At 70.4% G+C, this 14665-nt stretch carries 15 protein-coding genes; 10 read left to right on the forward strand and 5 right to left on the reverse strand.

Annotated features, from left to right (window positions below; genetic code table 11):
• Positions 1–52 precede the first annotated feature (52 nt).
• The 7 genes from JWQ92_RS02150 (at position 53) to rplL (ending at position 4853) form a co-directional block, all read left to right on the forward strand.
• On the forward strand, positions 53–367 hold the full coding sequence (locus JWQ92_RS02150) for a hypothetical protein (protein ID WP_297342809.1): 315 nt from the start codon (positions 53–55) through the stop codon (positions 365–367).
• Between the two features lie 4 nt (positions 368–371).
• Positions 372–1184 (forward strand): nitroreductase family protein, encoded by an 813-nt coding sequence (locus tag JWQ92_RS02155; protein ID WP_297342810.1) that lies wholly within the window; start codon positions 372–374, stop codon positions 1182–1184.
• A gap of 176 nt (positions 1185–1360) precedes the next feature.
• On the forward strand, positions 1361–2053 hold the full coding sequence (locus JWQ92_RS02160; protein ID WP_297342811.1) for an endonuclease/exonuclease/phosphatase family protein: 693 nt from the start codon (positions 1361–1363) through the stop codon (positions 2051–2053).
• A 58-nt stretch (positions 2054–2111) separates the two neighbouring features.
• The gene (locus JWQ92_RS02165) at positions 2112–2957 is read left to right on the forward strand and encodes an aldo/keto reductase (protein ID WP_297342812.1); all 846 of its coding nucleotides are present in this window, start codon (positions 2112–2114) and stop codon (positions 2955–2957) included.
• Between the two features lie 86 nt (positions 2958–3043).
• The gene (locus JWQ92_RS02170; RefSeq protein WP_297342813.1) at positions 3044–3385 is read left to right on the forward strand and encodes a hypothetical protein; all 342 of its coding nucleotides are present in this window, start codon (positions 3044–3046) and stop codon (positions 3383–3385) included.
• Between the two features lie 425 nt (positions 3386–3810).
• Positions 3811–4320 carry a 50S ribosomal protein L10 gene (gene rplJ / locus JWQ92_RS02175; RefSeq protein ID WP_297342814.1) on the forward strand — a complete coding sequence of 170 codons (510 nt, stop codon included), beginning with the start codon at positions 3811–3813 and terminating at the stop codon, positions 4318–4320.
• A 146-nt stretch (positions 4321–4466) separates the two neighbouring features.
• A complete protein-coding gene (gene rplL / locus JWQ92_RS02180) occupies positions 4467–4853 on the forward strand; it encodes a 50S ribosomal protein L7/L12 (protein ID WP_297342815.1) in 387 nt (128 codons plus the stop codon).
• A 78-nt stretch (positions 4854–4931) separates the two neighbouring features.
• Here rplL and JWQ92_RS02185 read toward each other — a convergent pair whose 3' ends face one another.
• The 5 genes from JWQ92_RS02185 to JWQ92_RS02205 all read right to left on the reverse strand — a co-directional run bounded on the left by JWQ92_RS02185 (position 4932) and on the right by JWQ92_RS02205 (position 9593).
• Positions 4932–5993, reverse strand: a complete 1062-nt coding sequence (locus tag JWQ92_RS02185; RefSeq protein ID WP_297342816.1) for a LacI family DNA-binding transcriptional regulator — start codon at positions 5991–5993, stop codon at positions 4932–4934.
• Positions 5994–6018: 25 nt separating this feature from the next.
• A complete protein-coding gene (locus JWQ92_RS02190) occupies positions 6019–6246 on the reverse strand; it encodes a hypothetical protein (RefSeq protein ID WP_297342817.1) in 228 nt (75 codons plus the stop codon).
• On the reverse strand, positions 6246–7169 hold the full coding sequence (locus tag JWQ92_RS02195; RefSeq protein ID WP_297342818.1) for a carbohydrate ABC transporter permease: 924 nt from the start codon (positions 7167–7169) through the stop codon (positions 6246–6248). Before JWQ92_RS02195 ends, JWQ92_RS02190 begins: the two co-directional genes overlap by 1 nt.
• A complete protein-coding gene (locus tag JWQ92_RS02200) occupies positions 7166–8209 on the reverse strand; it encodes a carbohydrate ABC transporter permease (protein WP_297342819.1) in 1044 nt (347 codons plus the stop codon). Before JWQ92_RS02200 ends, JWQ92_RS02195 begins: the two co-directional genes overlap by 4 nt.
• A gap of 94 nt (positions 8210–8303) precedes the next feature.
• Positions 8304–9593, reverse strand: coding sequence for an extracellular solute-binding protein (locus JWQ92_RS02205; protein WP_297342820.1), 1290 nt, complete (start codon positions 9591–9593; stop codon positions 8304–8306).
• A 309-nt stretch (positions 9594–9902) separates the two neighbouring features.
• On the opposite strand from JWQ92_RS02205, the gene JWQ92_RS02210 reads away from it, so the two are divergent.
• The 3 genes from JWQ92_RS02210 to JWQ92_RS02220 form a co-directional block, all read left to right on the forward strand.
• The gene (locus JWQ92_RS02210; RefSeq protein WP_297342825.1) at positions 9903–11777 is read left to right on the forward strand and encodes an ABC transporter ATP-binding protein; all 1875 of its coding nucleotides are present in this window, start codon (positions 9903–9905) and stop codon (positions 11775–11777) included.
• A 158-nt stretch (positions 11778–11935) separates the two neighbouring features.
• The gene (locus JWQ92_RS02215) at positions 11936–13201 is read left to right on the forward strand and encodes a bifunctional glycosyltransferase family 2/GtrA family protein (RefSeq protein ID WP_297342821.1); all 1266 of its coding nucleotides are present in this window, start codon (positions 11936–11938) and stop codon (positions 13199–13201) included.
• The coding region (locus JWQ92_RS02220) for a glycosyltransferase family 39 protein (protein ID WP_297342822.1) at positions 13198–14665 on the forward strand (1468 nt) is incomplete at its 3' end. The genes JWQ92_RS02215 and JWQ92_RS02220, both read left to right, overlap by 4 nt.

The raw sequence follows: 14665 nt of genomic DNA on the forward strand, positions 1-14665 counted from the left end.
CCCGTCCTCGTCGGGACCGGCGAGAATGCGCTGCGAGGGGGAGGAGGGCGGCATGCGGGCGCAGTCCCTGGTCGCCGCGGCGGCGGTCGCCTACACCGCGAACATGGCGCTCGGCGTCGCGACGGCGACACGGATCCTCGACACGTCGCGGTTCCGCTGGGTGCATCACGCGCTCTACGTCGTCACGGCGTCCCTCACCGTCGTCGCGGTGGCCGGCACGATCGGCGGCCCGGCCGGCCGCCGTCTCGCTCCGGCCCTGCTGCCCCTCGCCGTCATCCCGTACGCCGGCACCCGCGGCGTCAGGCACCCCGCCGTCGCCGCATCCGCCGCCCCGTTCTACGCGCTCGCCGCGCTCGTCAGGAGCTGACCCGATGGACCTGCTCGACGCCATCCGCCGCCGCCGCACCACCAACGGGCCGCTGCTGCCCGACCCCGTGTCGGAGGAGCACCAGCGCCTGCTCATGGAGGTCGCGAGCCGCGCGCCGTCGCAGCTGAACAGCCAGCCGTGGCGGTTCGTGCTGGTGGAGCGCCGGGAGACGATCGACGCGATCGCCGACATCAGCGGCGCGAGCATGACCGAGGCGATGGGCAACGGCACGTTCTTCGAGCGCTACAAGCCGTACTTCCGGTTCAGCCGGGCGGAGATGGAGCGGCGGCGCGACGGGATGCTGTTCGACCGGCTGCCGGCGCCGCTCCGGCCGTTCACCGGCCAGGTCTTCACCTCGCGCGGGCAGAAGCTCATGAACGCGATGCGGGTGCCGCAGACACTCGGCGCGGAGAACCGGCGGCTCGTCGCCGGTTCTCCGCTGCTGCTGGCCGTGCTTCTCGACCGCTCGGAGTACCGGCCGGGCGAGCTCTCGTCGTTCTACTCCGTGTTCAGCATGGGTGCGGCGATGGAGAACGTGTGGCTCACCACCACGGAGCTCGGGATGGGCATCCAGTTCGTGTCCTTCCCGATGGAGGTGCCCGGGCAGTGGGCGCGCATCGAGGCGCTGCTGCACGTGCCGGCCGACCTCGAGCTCATGGCCGTCTACCGGCTCGGCTACCTGCCCGAGCAGGACCGCCGGCCTGCGATCGACTGGACGAGCGCGGAGCGCAAGCGGCCCTCCCAGTACGTGTTCCGCGAGACCTGCGGGACGCCGCAGCAGGGCTGGGACGACGTCGCGGCGCCCGACCGGCGCTGAGGCCGGTGCGCACTGCTCGTCGAGGATGCGCGTTCGCGCGTCGTCGCGCCCCGCGGGGCTGATCGTGCCGTTCGCCTCGAGCGTGCCCGCCGCAGCGTAGCCGGGGAGCGTCTCCTGGGCGAGGGGTCCGCACGAGCAGGGTCCGCGGACCCGCGCTCCGGGAGAATGGCCCGGCCATGCGCATCACCTCCCTGAACCTCCAGGGCTTCGCCGACTGGGAAGCCCGCATGCCGCGCGTCGTCGCCTACCTGCAGCAGGCGGCGCCCGACGTGATCCTGTTCCAGGAGGTGGTCTGGCTGCCCGAGATCTCGCCGGTGACGCAGGTCGATCTGCTCGGCCGGGCACTCGGCTTCCCCTACCGGCACGAGTCCGTGACCCGGCTGCAGCGCGGCCGGGTGGTCGAGGACTACCGCGAGGGCCTCGGCCTGCTCAGCCGGCATCCGGTGCCCGCCACCGAGGCGCTCGTGCTGCACCACGAGCAGGGCGACCCGCACCAGCGCATCGTGCAGCTCGCCGATGTGGACGTCGGCGGCGCGATCTGGCCCCTGATGAACGTGCACCTCTCGGTGCGCGACGACTTCGCGCTGCACAACCTGGAGGAGGTGCTGCGGATGCAGGAGTCGCGAGGGGAGCGCCGCATCCTCGGTGGCGACTTCAACGTCGACCACCTCGAACGGCACGCGGAGCTGTGGCGGGGCTGGGGCCGGCTCACCTCGGAGGGGCGCGACTACATGTCCCGGCCCCTCTCCCACGAGAACGACGACTACTTCCTCGTGCCCGACCGCTACGCGATCGAGTCCGTGCGGATCTCGGGCGACGACCTCTCCGACCACCGCGCCTTGACGGTCGATCTGCGGCCTGCCTCCTGAGCCCGTCGCGCAGCGGACGCCGGGGCACCGCTCAGACGATGCCGCGTAGCCTTCCGGCATGGCTACGACGACGGCGGTCCCCACGATCACGCTGAACAACGGGGTGGAGATCCCCCAGCTCGGCTTCGGTGTCTTCCAGATCGAGCCCGAGCAGACCCGCGAGGCCACCCTCGCGGCCCTCGAGGTCGGCTACCGCCACATCGACACGGCGGAGATGTACGGCAACGAGAAGGAGGTCGGTGAGGCGGTCCGCGAGTCCGGCATCGACCGTGGCGAGATCTTCGTCACCAGCAAGCTGAACAACGGCTTCCACGATCCGGAGGAGGCCGCCCGCGCCTTCCAGCAGTCGCTCGACGTGCTCGACATCGACTACATCGACCTCTTCCTCATGCACTGGCCGCTGCCCGGCGTCCTCGACTTCGTCGAGACGTGGAAGGCGATGGAGCGGATGTACGAGGGCGGCACGGTGCGCGCCATCGGCGTCTCGAACTTCAAGCAGCACCACCTGAATCGGCTCCTCGCGGAGACCACGGTCGTGCCGGCCGTCAACCAGATCGAGATCCACCCGTACCTCACGCAGGAGGACATGCGCGAGTACGACCGGGAGCACCAGATCGCGACCGAGGCCTGGTCGCCGATCGCGCAGGGCAACGTGCTGAAGGACCCGGTGCTCGTGCGGATCGCGAACCGGCTCGAGCGGTCGACCGCGCAGGTGACGCTCCGCTGGCATCTCCAGCGCGGCGACATCGTCTTCCCGAAGTCCGTCACCCGCGCGCGCGTGCAGGAGAACTTCGAACTCTTCGACTTCGAGCTGAGCGACGCCGACATGGGCGACATCACGAGCCTGAACCGGGACGAGCGCACCGGGCCCGACCCGGACACGTTCAACTACATCCCGAGCTGAGCGCGCCGCGACGCACGCGTGCCGGGTTCCGACCCCGAACGGCCCGGATGAGGCCGGAAGGCGCAGGTCCGCGCTTGGATGGACGCATGGTGTCGCTCGACGGGCGCGTGTTCGACATGGTCTCCTCCACCGCGAGCCGGGTCGATCCGGATGCGCCTACGCGTTTCGTCTACCACGAGGCCGACGGCGTGCTCTGGGGTGAGTACACCGGCGACACGGTGGCGACGGGCCGCTTCGTCGGCACCCGCTCCGGATCGATCATCGCGGTGCGCTTCGTGCACGCACTGGTCTCCGGCGGCGAGCCGGTCGCCGGCGGAGCGAGCTCCCGCATCGAGCAGGACCACGACGGCCGCCTGCGCCTCGTCGAGGACTTCGACGTCGACGGCGTCCCGCATCTCAGCGTCTGCGCGGAGGTCCACCCCTCCTAGACGGTCGCCACTTCTTGCGGGAACGGGGTCGTTCTTCCCGCAGGATTTGGCAACCGTCAGGATCGGACGGGGGGACGGTCCGCATCCGCTACACTTGACGACGCCGAAGACCGCCGGTCGTCGCTGCGCCCCCGGGTGCGGTGGCCGAAGGTCCGGACCCGTGAGGGTCCGGCGACCTGCGCAGGTGTCATGAGAAGGACGTCCGCTCTGCGGGCGGAACCGCCCCGTGCGCCTCGCGCCGGGGCTTTTTGTTTGCCCAGGAGGGGCCCGAGGCACCGAAGGACGACCGAACCCGAATCAGCCGAACGCTCCTGGTGAGCCGATTCCGGGAACGGGAGGCTCGGCCCCGCGCGGGGCGAGCCGGACCAGCCAACGACGCCGTCACACCGCTCGCGGTGTGACGACCATCAAGACAGGAGGTGCACATGGCGACGAAGGAAGCCACTGTGGCCGAGCTGACCGACGGGTTCAAGAACTCGAACGCGGCTCTGCTCACCGAGTACCGCGGCCTGACCGTGGCGCAGCTGAAGCAGCTGCGGTCGTCGATCCGTGAGCACGCCACGTTCGCCGTGGTGAAGAACACGCTCACGAAGATCGCGGCGAACAACGCGGGCATCACCGCGTTCGACGCCGAGCTCGCGGGCCCGTCGGCCATCGCGTTCGTGCACGGCGACACGGTCGCCGTCGCGAAGGCGCTCCGCGACTTCAGCCGCACGAACCCGCTGCTCGTCGTGAAGAGCGGCTACTTCGACGGTGCCCCGCTCAGCGCGGCCGAGGTCACGCGGCTCGCCGACCTCGAGTCCCGCGAGGTGCTGCTCGCCCGCGCGGCGGGCGGCTTCAAGGCGTCCCTCACCCGGGCCGCCTACGCGTTCAACGCGCCGCTGTCGAAGGCCGTCCGCACGGTCGACGCACTGCGGGAGAAGCAGGCGGCTTGACCGACTGCTTCTGACGAGTTCAGCGCAGGCGGCTTGACCGACTGCTTCTGACGAGTTCAGCGCAGGCGCGCAATCCGCTCCCATCCGTCCGGCCGGATCCACCGCGCCGGGTAACCGACCCAGTCATCCATCCCTAGGAGGCACATATGGCCAAGCTCAGCACCGACGATCTCCTCGACGCGTTCAAGGAGCTCTCCCTCATCGAACTGTCCGAGTTCGTCAAGAAGTTCGAGGAGACGTTCGACGTCACCGCCGCCGCGCCCGTCGCGGTGGCCGCTGCGGGTGGCGGCGCTGCCGCTCCCGCGGAAGAGGTCGAGGAGAAGGATTCCTTCGACGTCATCCTCGAGTCGGTCGGCGACAAGAAGATCCAGGTGATCAAGGAGGTCCGTGCGCTGACCTCCCTCGGCCTCGGCGAGGCGAAGGCGCTGGTCGACGGCGCCCCGAAGCCCGTCCTCGAGGGCGCGAACAAGGAGACCGCCGACAAGGCCAAGGCTCAGCTCGAGTCGGCCGGCGCGACCGTCACCCTGAAGTAAGTCGTCGTCCGCGGACGAACACGAAGGGCGCCACCCCGCTGGGGTGGCGCCCTTCGGCGTCCGTCCCTGGTCGGGGCGTCAGGTGTGCTCGAGCACAGCCAGCGGTCGGTGCAGCGTCGCCGCGGGCTCGCCCTGCGGAAGCGGGGGAGCGGTCGTGCGGCGCAGTACGAGCGAGCACTCGGCTCGCACCGTCCGCGGGCGGGCGTGGATGCCCTGCAGCTCGTCGAGCACGATGCGGGCGGCCGTCGCGCCCTGCACCTGCGGATGCTGGCGCACGGTCGTCAGCCCGAAGGCGTCGCTCCAGGCGTGGTCATCGATGCCGATGACCGAGACGTCCTCGGGGACGCGCAGGCCGAGCTCACCGGCGGCGAGGAGGACCCCGAAGGCCATCTCGTCGGAACCGGCGAACACGGCCGTCGGCCGGTCGGGTCCGGACAGCAGCGCACGGGCGGCGAGCTTCGCGGGCGGCATCTGGAACCCGGCCGAGATGAACCAGTCTTCTCGGACCGCGATCCCGTGGGTCTGCAGCGCCGCCCGCCAGGCGTCGCGACGCGCAAGGGCGACGGTGTAGTCCATCCCGTAGTCGTTCTCGCCCCCGATGTGGGCGATCCGGCTGTGGCCGAGGGAGACGAGGTGCTCCATCGCGAGCGCGGTGGCGACCGAGTCGTCGATGCCGACGCTGCGAAGCCCGCGGACGGGAGCGCCGACGACGATCGCCGGCATCTGCAGCGACCGCAGCTCCCGGCGCTCCTCCTTCGAGAAGTCGATGCCGAGCGCGATCACCGCGTCAGCGCGCTTGCGCAGCAGCGCGTTGTGGAAGAGCCGCTCGCGCTCCCCCGGCCCCGCCCCGAGGTTCACGAGGAAGGCGTCGTAGCCCTCACGCCGGAGCACGCTGTCGACACCCTCGACGACCTCCGTGTAGAACCAGCGGCCCATGTAGGGGATGACGACGCCGACCGCGTGATGCCGCCCGCTGGAGAGCCCGGCCGCCGAGGGGGAGGGCACGTAGCCCAGTTCCGCCGCCGCGGCCTGCACGGCCTGGCGGGTGCGCGGCGACACGTTCGGCAGGCCTCGCAGGGCCCGGGAGACGGTCGCGGTGGACACCCCGGTGTACCGCGCGACGTCGTGGATGCTGGTCACGGTCCCACCTCCACGACTGGATGCATCAGGAGCCGTCGGGTCCCTCGGGGCGATTCAGCACGCTCCGACGGAGCAACCAGAGGCCGACTTCGAACAGGATCAGGACGAGCGCGGTCAGCGCGGACACGAGCGCGTCCTTCTTGGTGATCTCGAGCCACAGGGTGATGCCGACGAAGGCGACGGCGAAGAACCCGATGAAGCCGAGACCGAGGTCGAAGGTCTCCTTCAGGTCCCGCCGCCGCCTTCCGTCCATCAGCCCTTGACGCCGCCGGCGGTGAGACCGGCGACGATGCGCCGCTGGAAGATCAGCACGAGGATGATCAGCGGCACGGTCACGACCACCCCGGCCGCCATGGTGGCCGTGTACGGCACCTGGTGGGGCTGGCTGCCCGTGAACTGCCCGATGACCGTCGTCACCGTCTGCGTCTGGTTGCTGTGCAGCACCGAGGCGAGCAGGTACTCGTTCCAGCTGGCGATGAACGCGAGGATCGCGGTCGTGAACACCGCGGGCGCCGCCAGCGGGAGGATCACGATCCGGAAGGCCTGCGCCGCCGTGCAGCCGTCGATCCGAGCCGCCTCCTCGAGCTCCCACGGCATCTCGCGGAAGAACGAGTTCAGCGTGTACACCGTGAGCGGCAGCGCGCCGGAGATGTAGGGGATGATCAGCGCCTGGTACGTGCCCGCCCACCCGATGTCCGTGAACAGGCCGAACAGCGGGGTGAGCAGCGCGACGCCCGGGAACATCGAGGCGCCGAGCACGAAGCCCATGACGAACCCCTTGCCGGGGAACGTGAGCCGGGCGAGCGCATAGGCCGCGAAGACGCCGACCACGAGCGCGATGATCGTGACCGTCGTGCCGATGAAGAGGCTGTTCGCGAGGCCGAGGCCGAGCTGGTTGTTGGCCGGATCGAACGCGGTGGCGAAGTTGTTCAACGTCACGTGATCGGGCAGCGGGTTCGCTTCGAACGTGTACCCGACGTCGCGGAACGCGGTGACGATCATCCAGTAGAACGGCAGCAGGCACCAGATCACGATCAGCGCCGCCTGGATGGCGGTGCGGGCGGCGGATCCGGCCGCCCGACGGCGCCGGGCCCGCGTCTTCGCGAGCGTCAGCTCGCTGAAGACCGGCCGTTCCGCGGTCGCGCTGGCGGGACCAGCGACAGAGGTCGAGCTCATACTTCCTTCGCCACCTTCCTGGCCTTCTTCTCGCTGCCGGTGATGTTCGCGCCGAGGAGGCGTATGAAGATGAACGCGACAACGAAGATGATGATGAACGTGATGGTCGAGAGGGCCGACGCCGAGTTCAGGCCCGACTTCACCTGATCGACCACGAGGATCGAGAGGGTGGTCGTCGCGTCACCGCGACCGCCGCCGCCCCCGGTGAGGATCTGCGGCAGGTCGTACATGCGCAGCGCGTCGAGGGTGCGGAAGAGGATCGCGACCACGAGCGCGGGTCGCAGCAGCGGCAGCGTGATGCGGAAGAACTGCTGCACGGTCGTCGCGCCGTCCATGCGTGCGGCCTCGTAGACGTCCTCCGGGATGAGCTGGAGGCCGGCGAGGATGAGCAGCGCCATGAACGGGGTGGTCTTCCACGTGTCCGCGATCACGATCGCGAACCGGGAGGCCCAGAGGTCGGAGCCCCAGATGATGTTCGCGTTGAGGATCGTGTTCGCGATGCCGCCGTTCGCGAAGATGAAGTACCAGAGCTTCGCGGTCACGGCCGTGGGGATGGCCCACGGCACGAGCACGGCCGCGCGGAGGATGCCGCGGCCCCGGAAGTTGCGGTTCATGATGATCGCCATCCAGAGGCCGAAGATGGTCTCGAGCACGACGGTCACGACCGCGAAGAAGAACGTGACGAAGACGGAATTCCAGAAGCTGGCGGCGAGGGTGCCCGAGGCGCAGGCGACGTGAGTGCCGGTCGCGGTCGCGCACTGCTGCAGGAGCCAGTGGGTGTAGTTCTCGAGCCCCACGAAGCCGCCCGTCACGGCGAATCCGGTGTTGGGGTCGATGTGGCTGTCGGCCTGGAACGAGTTGAACACCGACAGGATGATCGGATACCCGACGACGACGGCCATCACGACGATCGTGGGCAGCAGCAGCAGGTATGCGTTTCGGACCTCTCGGCGCCGGTTGGCGTCGAGGCTGTCGCGCCCCGGTCGCCGTCCGTCACCGGGGGACGTTGCTATCGCGGTCGTGGGATCCGCGGTGGTCATGATGCCTCCTTGCACGTGTGACCGGGGGGAGATGCGAGAGGGCCCGGGTGCCGACCGGGTGGTCGGCACCCGGGCCCTCTCGAGTGCAGCGGGATCAGCCGCCGTTGGCGGCCTGGGTGATCGCCGTGGACATGTCACTCAGCGCCGCGTCCACCGTCTTCGAGCCCTTGAGGGCCGCGTAGGCGTTGTTCTGGATCGCGGTGGTGACCGCCTGGTAGTACGGCGTCGCCGGGCGCGCCACCGCGTTGTCCAGCGAGGCCTTCAGGGTCGGCAGGTACTTGTACTTGCCCGTCAGCGTCGAGTCCGAGTACAGCGAGCTCAGCACCGGGGCCGCGGACGACTTCTCGATGGCGAACTTCTGGACCGCGGGGCTCTGGAACCACTTCAGGAACTGCAGCGCGGTGCCCTTGTGCTTCGAGTAGTTGCTGATCGCCCAGTTGTGGCCGCCCAGGCTCGACTTGCCGGGGAAGCCGGCGATGCCGAGCGCCGACGGCTTCTTCTTGGCGAAGGACGTCGGGTCGTTCTGGGTGAGGCTGTAGGCGTACGGCCAGTTCGTGTAGAAGAGGTACTTGCCGGACTCGAACGCGGCGCGGCCCTGCTCCTCCTGGAACGTGATCGCGTCGGCCGGGATGTCGCCGTTCTTGAACGCGGTGACCAGCGTCTGCAGACCCTGCTTCGCCTGCGGCGTGTTGAGGGTCGGCTTACCCGAGGCGTCGACCACCGTGCCGCCAGCCGAGTTGACCGCCTCCGAGAAGTTCACGGTGAGGCCCTCGTACTTGGCGAACTGACCGGTGTAGCAGCCGATGTTCTTCGCCTTGGCGATCGAGCAGTCCGCGAACAGCTCCGCGAACGTCGTGGGCACGGGCTTCGAGCCGAGCAGGTCCTTGCGGTAGTAGAGGATCTGCGAGTCGGTCGCCTGCGGCGCCGCGTACTGCACGTTGTGGTACATCGACGTGGCGAGGACGGCCGGGACGATCGCGGACTGGTCGAGCTTGTAGGCGCCGGTGAGGGGCTGGAGGTACTGGTTCGACGCGAGCTGCTGGGTCCACACCACGTCGGACGAGATGACGTCGTAGTCCGACGACTTCTGCTGGAAGTGCAGCAGGTCGTCCTGCAGCTGCTGGTCGGCCTGGTCCGACTGCTGCTTGAAGGTGACCGGCGTCTTGGGGTACGCCTTGTCCCACATGGCCTTCAGCAGCGGGAGGGTGCCGTTGTTGTCCTTGCCCTGCACGACCGTGATGGGGCCGTACTGCGAGCTGTCGATCTTCGTGCCACTGCTGCTTCCGCCGCCGGGGCTGGAGGACGTGCTGGAGCACGCGACCAGTCCGATGGTGGTGAGTGCGAGCGTCGCGCCTGCTGCGGCGACGCGCATCGCTTTTCTCATTGGACTCCTCTTTGAGTTCGGGAACACAGACTGCTGTGTCTGAGCGCTGGTGCGCGCCCCTGCGTCACCGTAGACGATGGCCTATGCAGTGGCAAGGCGCAGTGCAAGCGTTTGCAGCAACCGTTGCGATCCTGATCCCGAGCGGTTACCGCCCCCCGTTCAGGTGATGCGGTTCAGTCGTCCGCCGCCGGTGCTCGGCCCTCGGGGACCGGGTACCCGGAGGCGCCCGCGGGCACCGCGCAGGACCGACCCCGCGCCGACCTACCCTTGGCGGTTGTGAGCATGGTGCGCGGCGGTCCCCGGGGCGGGATGGGCGGGCGCGACGCGGCCGCCGCCCGCGACGAGATCGCGAAGGCGCCGAAGGTCCCGGATCTCGGCCGGCGCATCGCCCACCTGTTCCGCCCGCACCGCGCGCGGCTCGCCGTCACGATCACCCTCGTGCTCATCACGGCGGCGCTCACCGTGGTGCCGCCGCTGCTCACGCAGCGCGCCTTCGACGACGGCCTCTTCCCGAGGACCGGGCATCCGGACCTGCCCGTGCTCACGGCCATCGTCGGCGCCATCGTGGTCGTCTGGGCGATCTCCCAAGCGCTCGGCGTGTGGCAGACCTACCTCACCGCGACCGTCGGGAACAGCGTGACGGCCGCGCTGCGGGTGCGGCTGTTCTCGCGCCTGCAGGACATGGAGCTCGGCTTCTTCACCCGCACCCGCACCGGCGTGATCCAGTCGCGGCTCGCCAACGACGTGGGCGGCGTCTCGAACGTGCTGTCCAACACCGTCTCGAGCGTCGTCGGCAACACCGTCACGGTGCTCGCCGCCTTCGTGGCGATGGTGCTGCTCAGCTGGCAGCTCACGATCATCGCCCTGCTGCTCCTGCCGCTGCTCGTCGTGGTGCAGCGCCGGGTCGGGCAGCGGCGGGCGCGCATCGCGACGAAGACCCAGGAGTCGTTGTCCGAGCTGTCCGCGATCACGCAGGAGGCGCTGAGCGTCTCCGGCATCCTGCTCGCCAAGGCGTTCACCCGGCAGGGGAGCGAGACCTCCCGCTACGCCGCCGAGAGCGAGCGGCAGCTGCGCCTGCAGATCCGGCAGGAGATGACCGGGCAGGGGTTCTTCGCGATCCTGCAGGTGTTCCTGCTCGTCGTGCCCGCGCTCGTCTACCTGGTCTCCGGGATGCTGCTCGCGAACGGGGCGCCGATCACGGCCGGCACGATCGTCGCCTTCACCACCGTCCAGTCCCGGCTCACGTTCCCGCTGCTCGGCCTGCTCCGCGTCGCGCTCGACCTGCAGACCTCGACGGCGCTGTTCGCGCGGATCTTCGAGTACCTCGATCTGAAGCCCGCCATCCGTGACGCCCCCGACGCCATCGACGTGCCGGCCGGGAACCGGGTCGGGCTCGTCGAGTTCGACCACGTCTCCTTCGCCTACCCGCCGGCGCCCGGCGAGCGCGAGCCGGTTCGGATCCTCGACGACGTGAGCTTCACCGTCGCCCCGGGACGCTTCACCGCCCTCGTCGGCCCCTCGGGTGCGGGCAAGACGACGATCGGCTACCTGCTGCCCCGCCTGTACGACGTGACCGGCGGAGGGGTGCGTTTCGCCGGCGTCGACGTGCGGCGCCTGAAGCAGTCGTCGCTGCTGTCCCGCATCGGCATCGTGAGTCAGGAGACGTATCTCTTCCACGCGACCATCCGCGACAACCTCCGCTACGCCAAGGACGACGCCACGGACGAGCAGATCGAGGCGGCGGCACGCGGCGCGAACATCCACGAGACGATCGCGCGCTTCCCGGACGGCTACGACACCGTGGTGGGGGAGCGTGGCTACCGGCTGTCCGGGGGCGAGAAGCAGCGGGTCGCGATCGCGCGGGTGCTGCTGAAGAACCCGCCCGTGGTGCTGCTGGACGAAGCGACGAGCGCGCTCGACTCCGTCTCGGAGCGGATCGTGCAGGAGGCGCTCGACGCGGCCTCGAGCGGTCGGACGACGCTCGCGATCGCGCACCGGCTCTCGACCGTGCTCGGCGCCGACGAGATCCTCGTGATCGACGGCGGGCGGATCGTCGAGCGCGGCACGCACAGCGACCTCGTCCGCCTCGGCGGGCTCTACGCGGAGCTGGCCGCGGAGCAGGGGGTCGAGCCCGTCGATCCGGTCGAGCCGGTCGACCCGGCCCTCGACGCGGCGCCCGCCTGACGCCCTTCCGTGCGACCTGCAGGACCGTGAGCGGTGCGCAGGATCGGCGGCCCGGATCCGTCCTGCACCGCGCACGGGATCCTGCAGGCCGCACGTCCGTCTGCGCTTCATCGAGGCGTCATAGGCGGGCCATAGGGCGCCCGCTCACGATCCTCCTCATGAACCTCTGGAGCGAGCGCGTCGACGTCGAGATCGTCGTGCCGGTGTACAACGAGGAGCGGGTGCTGCAGGAGAGCATCTGGCGACTCCACCGCTACCTCTCGCTCCATCTGGCGGTCGACTGGCGCATCACGATCGTCGACAACGCGAGCACCGACCGCACGCTCACGATCGCCGAGGGGCTCGCCGGTTCGCTCTCGGACGTCGGGGTGCTGCACCTGGACGCGAAGGGCCGCGGGCGTGCGCTCAAGGCGGCGTGGGGCTCCTCGAACGCCCGGGTCCTCGCGTACCTCGACGTCGACCTCTCCACCGACCTCGCCGGACTGGCCCCGCTCGTCGCGCCGCTGCTCTCCGGCCACTCCGACGTCGCCATCGGCACCCGGCTCACCCGCACCAGCCGGGTGATCCGCGGCACGAAGCGCGAGTTCATCTCCCGCTCCTACAACGGTCTCGTCCGCACCGTGCTCTCGGCGTCGTTCAGCGACGCCCAGTGCGGGTTCAAGGCGATCACCCGTGAGGCCGCGGCCCGGCTGCTGCCGCTCGTGCAGGACGACAGCTGGTTCTTCGACACGGAGCTGCTCGTGCTCGCGGAGCGCTCGGGCCTTCGGATCCACGAGGTGCCGGTCGACTGGACGGACGATCCGGACAGCCGGGTCGACCTGAGGCGCACCGCGATCGACGACCTGAAGGGCATCTGGCGGCTGCTGAACGACCTCGGGCGGCACCGCATCCCGGTCGAGGCGATCGCCGAGGAACTCGGCCGCGGGCCGATCGGCCCGACCACTCCGCCGCGCTTCCTCTCGCAGGTGCTGCGCTTCGGGATCGTGGGCGTGCTGTCGACCCTCGCCTTCGCGCTCCTCTTCCTCGTGCTGCGACCGCTGTTCGGCGAGCAGGCCGCGAACTTCCTCGCGCTGCTGCTCACGGCCGTCGCGAACACGGGCGTGAACCGCTGGTTCACCTTCGGCGTCACGGGGCGCGTCGGCGCGGTGCGGCACCAGATCCAGGGCCTCGTCGTCTTCGGGCTCGCCTGGTGCATCACGAGCGGCTCGCTCGTCACACTGCACGACGTGATCCCGCACGCGTCGCCTGCCGAGGAGATCCTCGTGCTCACCGGCGCGAACCTCGTCGCCACCGTGCTCCGCTTCGTGCTGCTGCGCGCCTGGGTGTTCCGCACCCACCGCGCGGCTCCGCAGCGGCGCCCCGCACCGGTGCCCGCGCCGCCGGCCACGACCGAATCCCCTGAGACCCTGGAGGCCGCGCAGTGACCTCGACCCTCTCCGGATCCGACTCCGCCGGCACCGCGACGCCCGCGACGCCTGCCCGGATCGGCCCCCGGGCCGCCCGCCTCGCCCGTGCCGCCTGGCGCGGACGCGAGTCCGACGCCGCCTGGGTGCGCCCGGGGTTCCTCGGCCTGCTCGCGCTCGCCGCCGTGCTCTACGTGTGGGACCTGGCCGCGAGCGGCTGGGCGAACGCGTTCTACTCCGCGGCCGTGCAGGCCGGGGCCACGAACTGGGAGGCCTTCCTCTACGGCTCCTCCGACGCGGGCAACTCGATCACGGTCGACAAGCCGCCCGCCTCGCTCTGGGTGATGGCGCTCTCGGTGCGGATCTTCGGCTTGAGCACCTGGAGCATCCTGCTGCCCGAGGCCCTGATGGGCGTCGCGACGGTCGCGCTCGTCTACCTGATCGTGCGGCGCCGGTTCTCGCCGGGCGCGGCGCTCATCGCGGGGGCGGCGACGGCGATCACGCCGGTGGCGGTGCTCATGTTCCGGTTCAACAACCCGGACGCCCTGCTCGTGCTCCTCGTCACGCTCGCGACGTACCTCACGCTCCGCGGCATCGAGGACGGCCGGGCGCGGTGGGTCCTCTGGGCGGGGGTCGCGATCGGGTTCGGCTTCCTGACCAAGCAGCTCCAGGCCTTCCTCGTCGTGCCGGTGCTCGGCGGCGTCTACCTGTTCGCCGCTCCGCGCCGGATCGGCGTGCGGCTGGCCCACCTCGCCGGGGCGCTCGGCACCCTCGTGCTGGCGGCCGGCTGGTGGGTGGCGATCGTGGAGCTGGTGCCCGCGAACCTGCGGCCCTTCATCGGCGGCTCCCAGACGAACGACTTCCTGGAGCTGACCTTCGGGTACAACGGCTTCGGCCGCCTCACAGGCCAGGAGACCGGGTCCGTCACCGGTGGCGGTGGCGGGAGGGCGACGGGCGGCATGTGGGGCCCGACCGGCCTGCTGCGGCTGTTCGGCTCGGACTTCGCGAGCCAGATCAGCTGGCTGCTCCCCGCCGCGCTCGGCATGCTCGTGCTCGGGCTCGTCATCACCTGGCGACGGCCGCGGGTCGACGCCGGCCGAGCCGCCGTGCTGCTGCTCGGCGGCACGCTCGTCGTGACCGGCCTCGCCTTCAGTCTGGGTGCGGGGATCATCCACCCCTACTACTCGGTGGCGCTCGCACCCGCGATCGGCGGTCTCGTGGGCGTCGGCGCGGCGCAGCTGTGGCAGCGCCGCGACGCGCTGTGGGCCCGGATCGTCGCCGCGGCGCTCGTGGTCCTCACCACGGTGTGGGCGGTGGTGCTGCTGTCCGCCGCCCAGAACTTCCTGCCGTGGCTGCCGCCCGTCGTCGGAGCCGCGGGCCTGCTCGGCGCGGCCGCGCTGATCGTGCTGCCCCGGCTGGCCGTCGCCGCGCCGATCGCCATCGCGGCATCGCTCGTCGCGGCGCTCGCCGGCCCGGCCGCCTTCG

The organism is Amnibacterium sp., from assembly GCF_025463795.1.
GTDB lineage: Bacteria > Actinomycetota > Actinomycetes > Actinomycetales > Microbacteriaceae > Amnibacterium.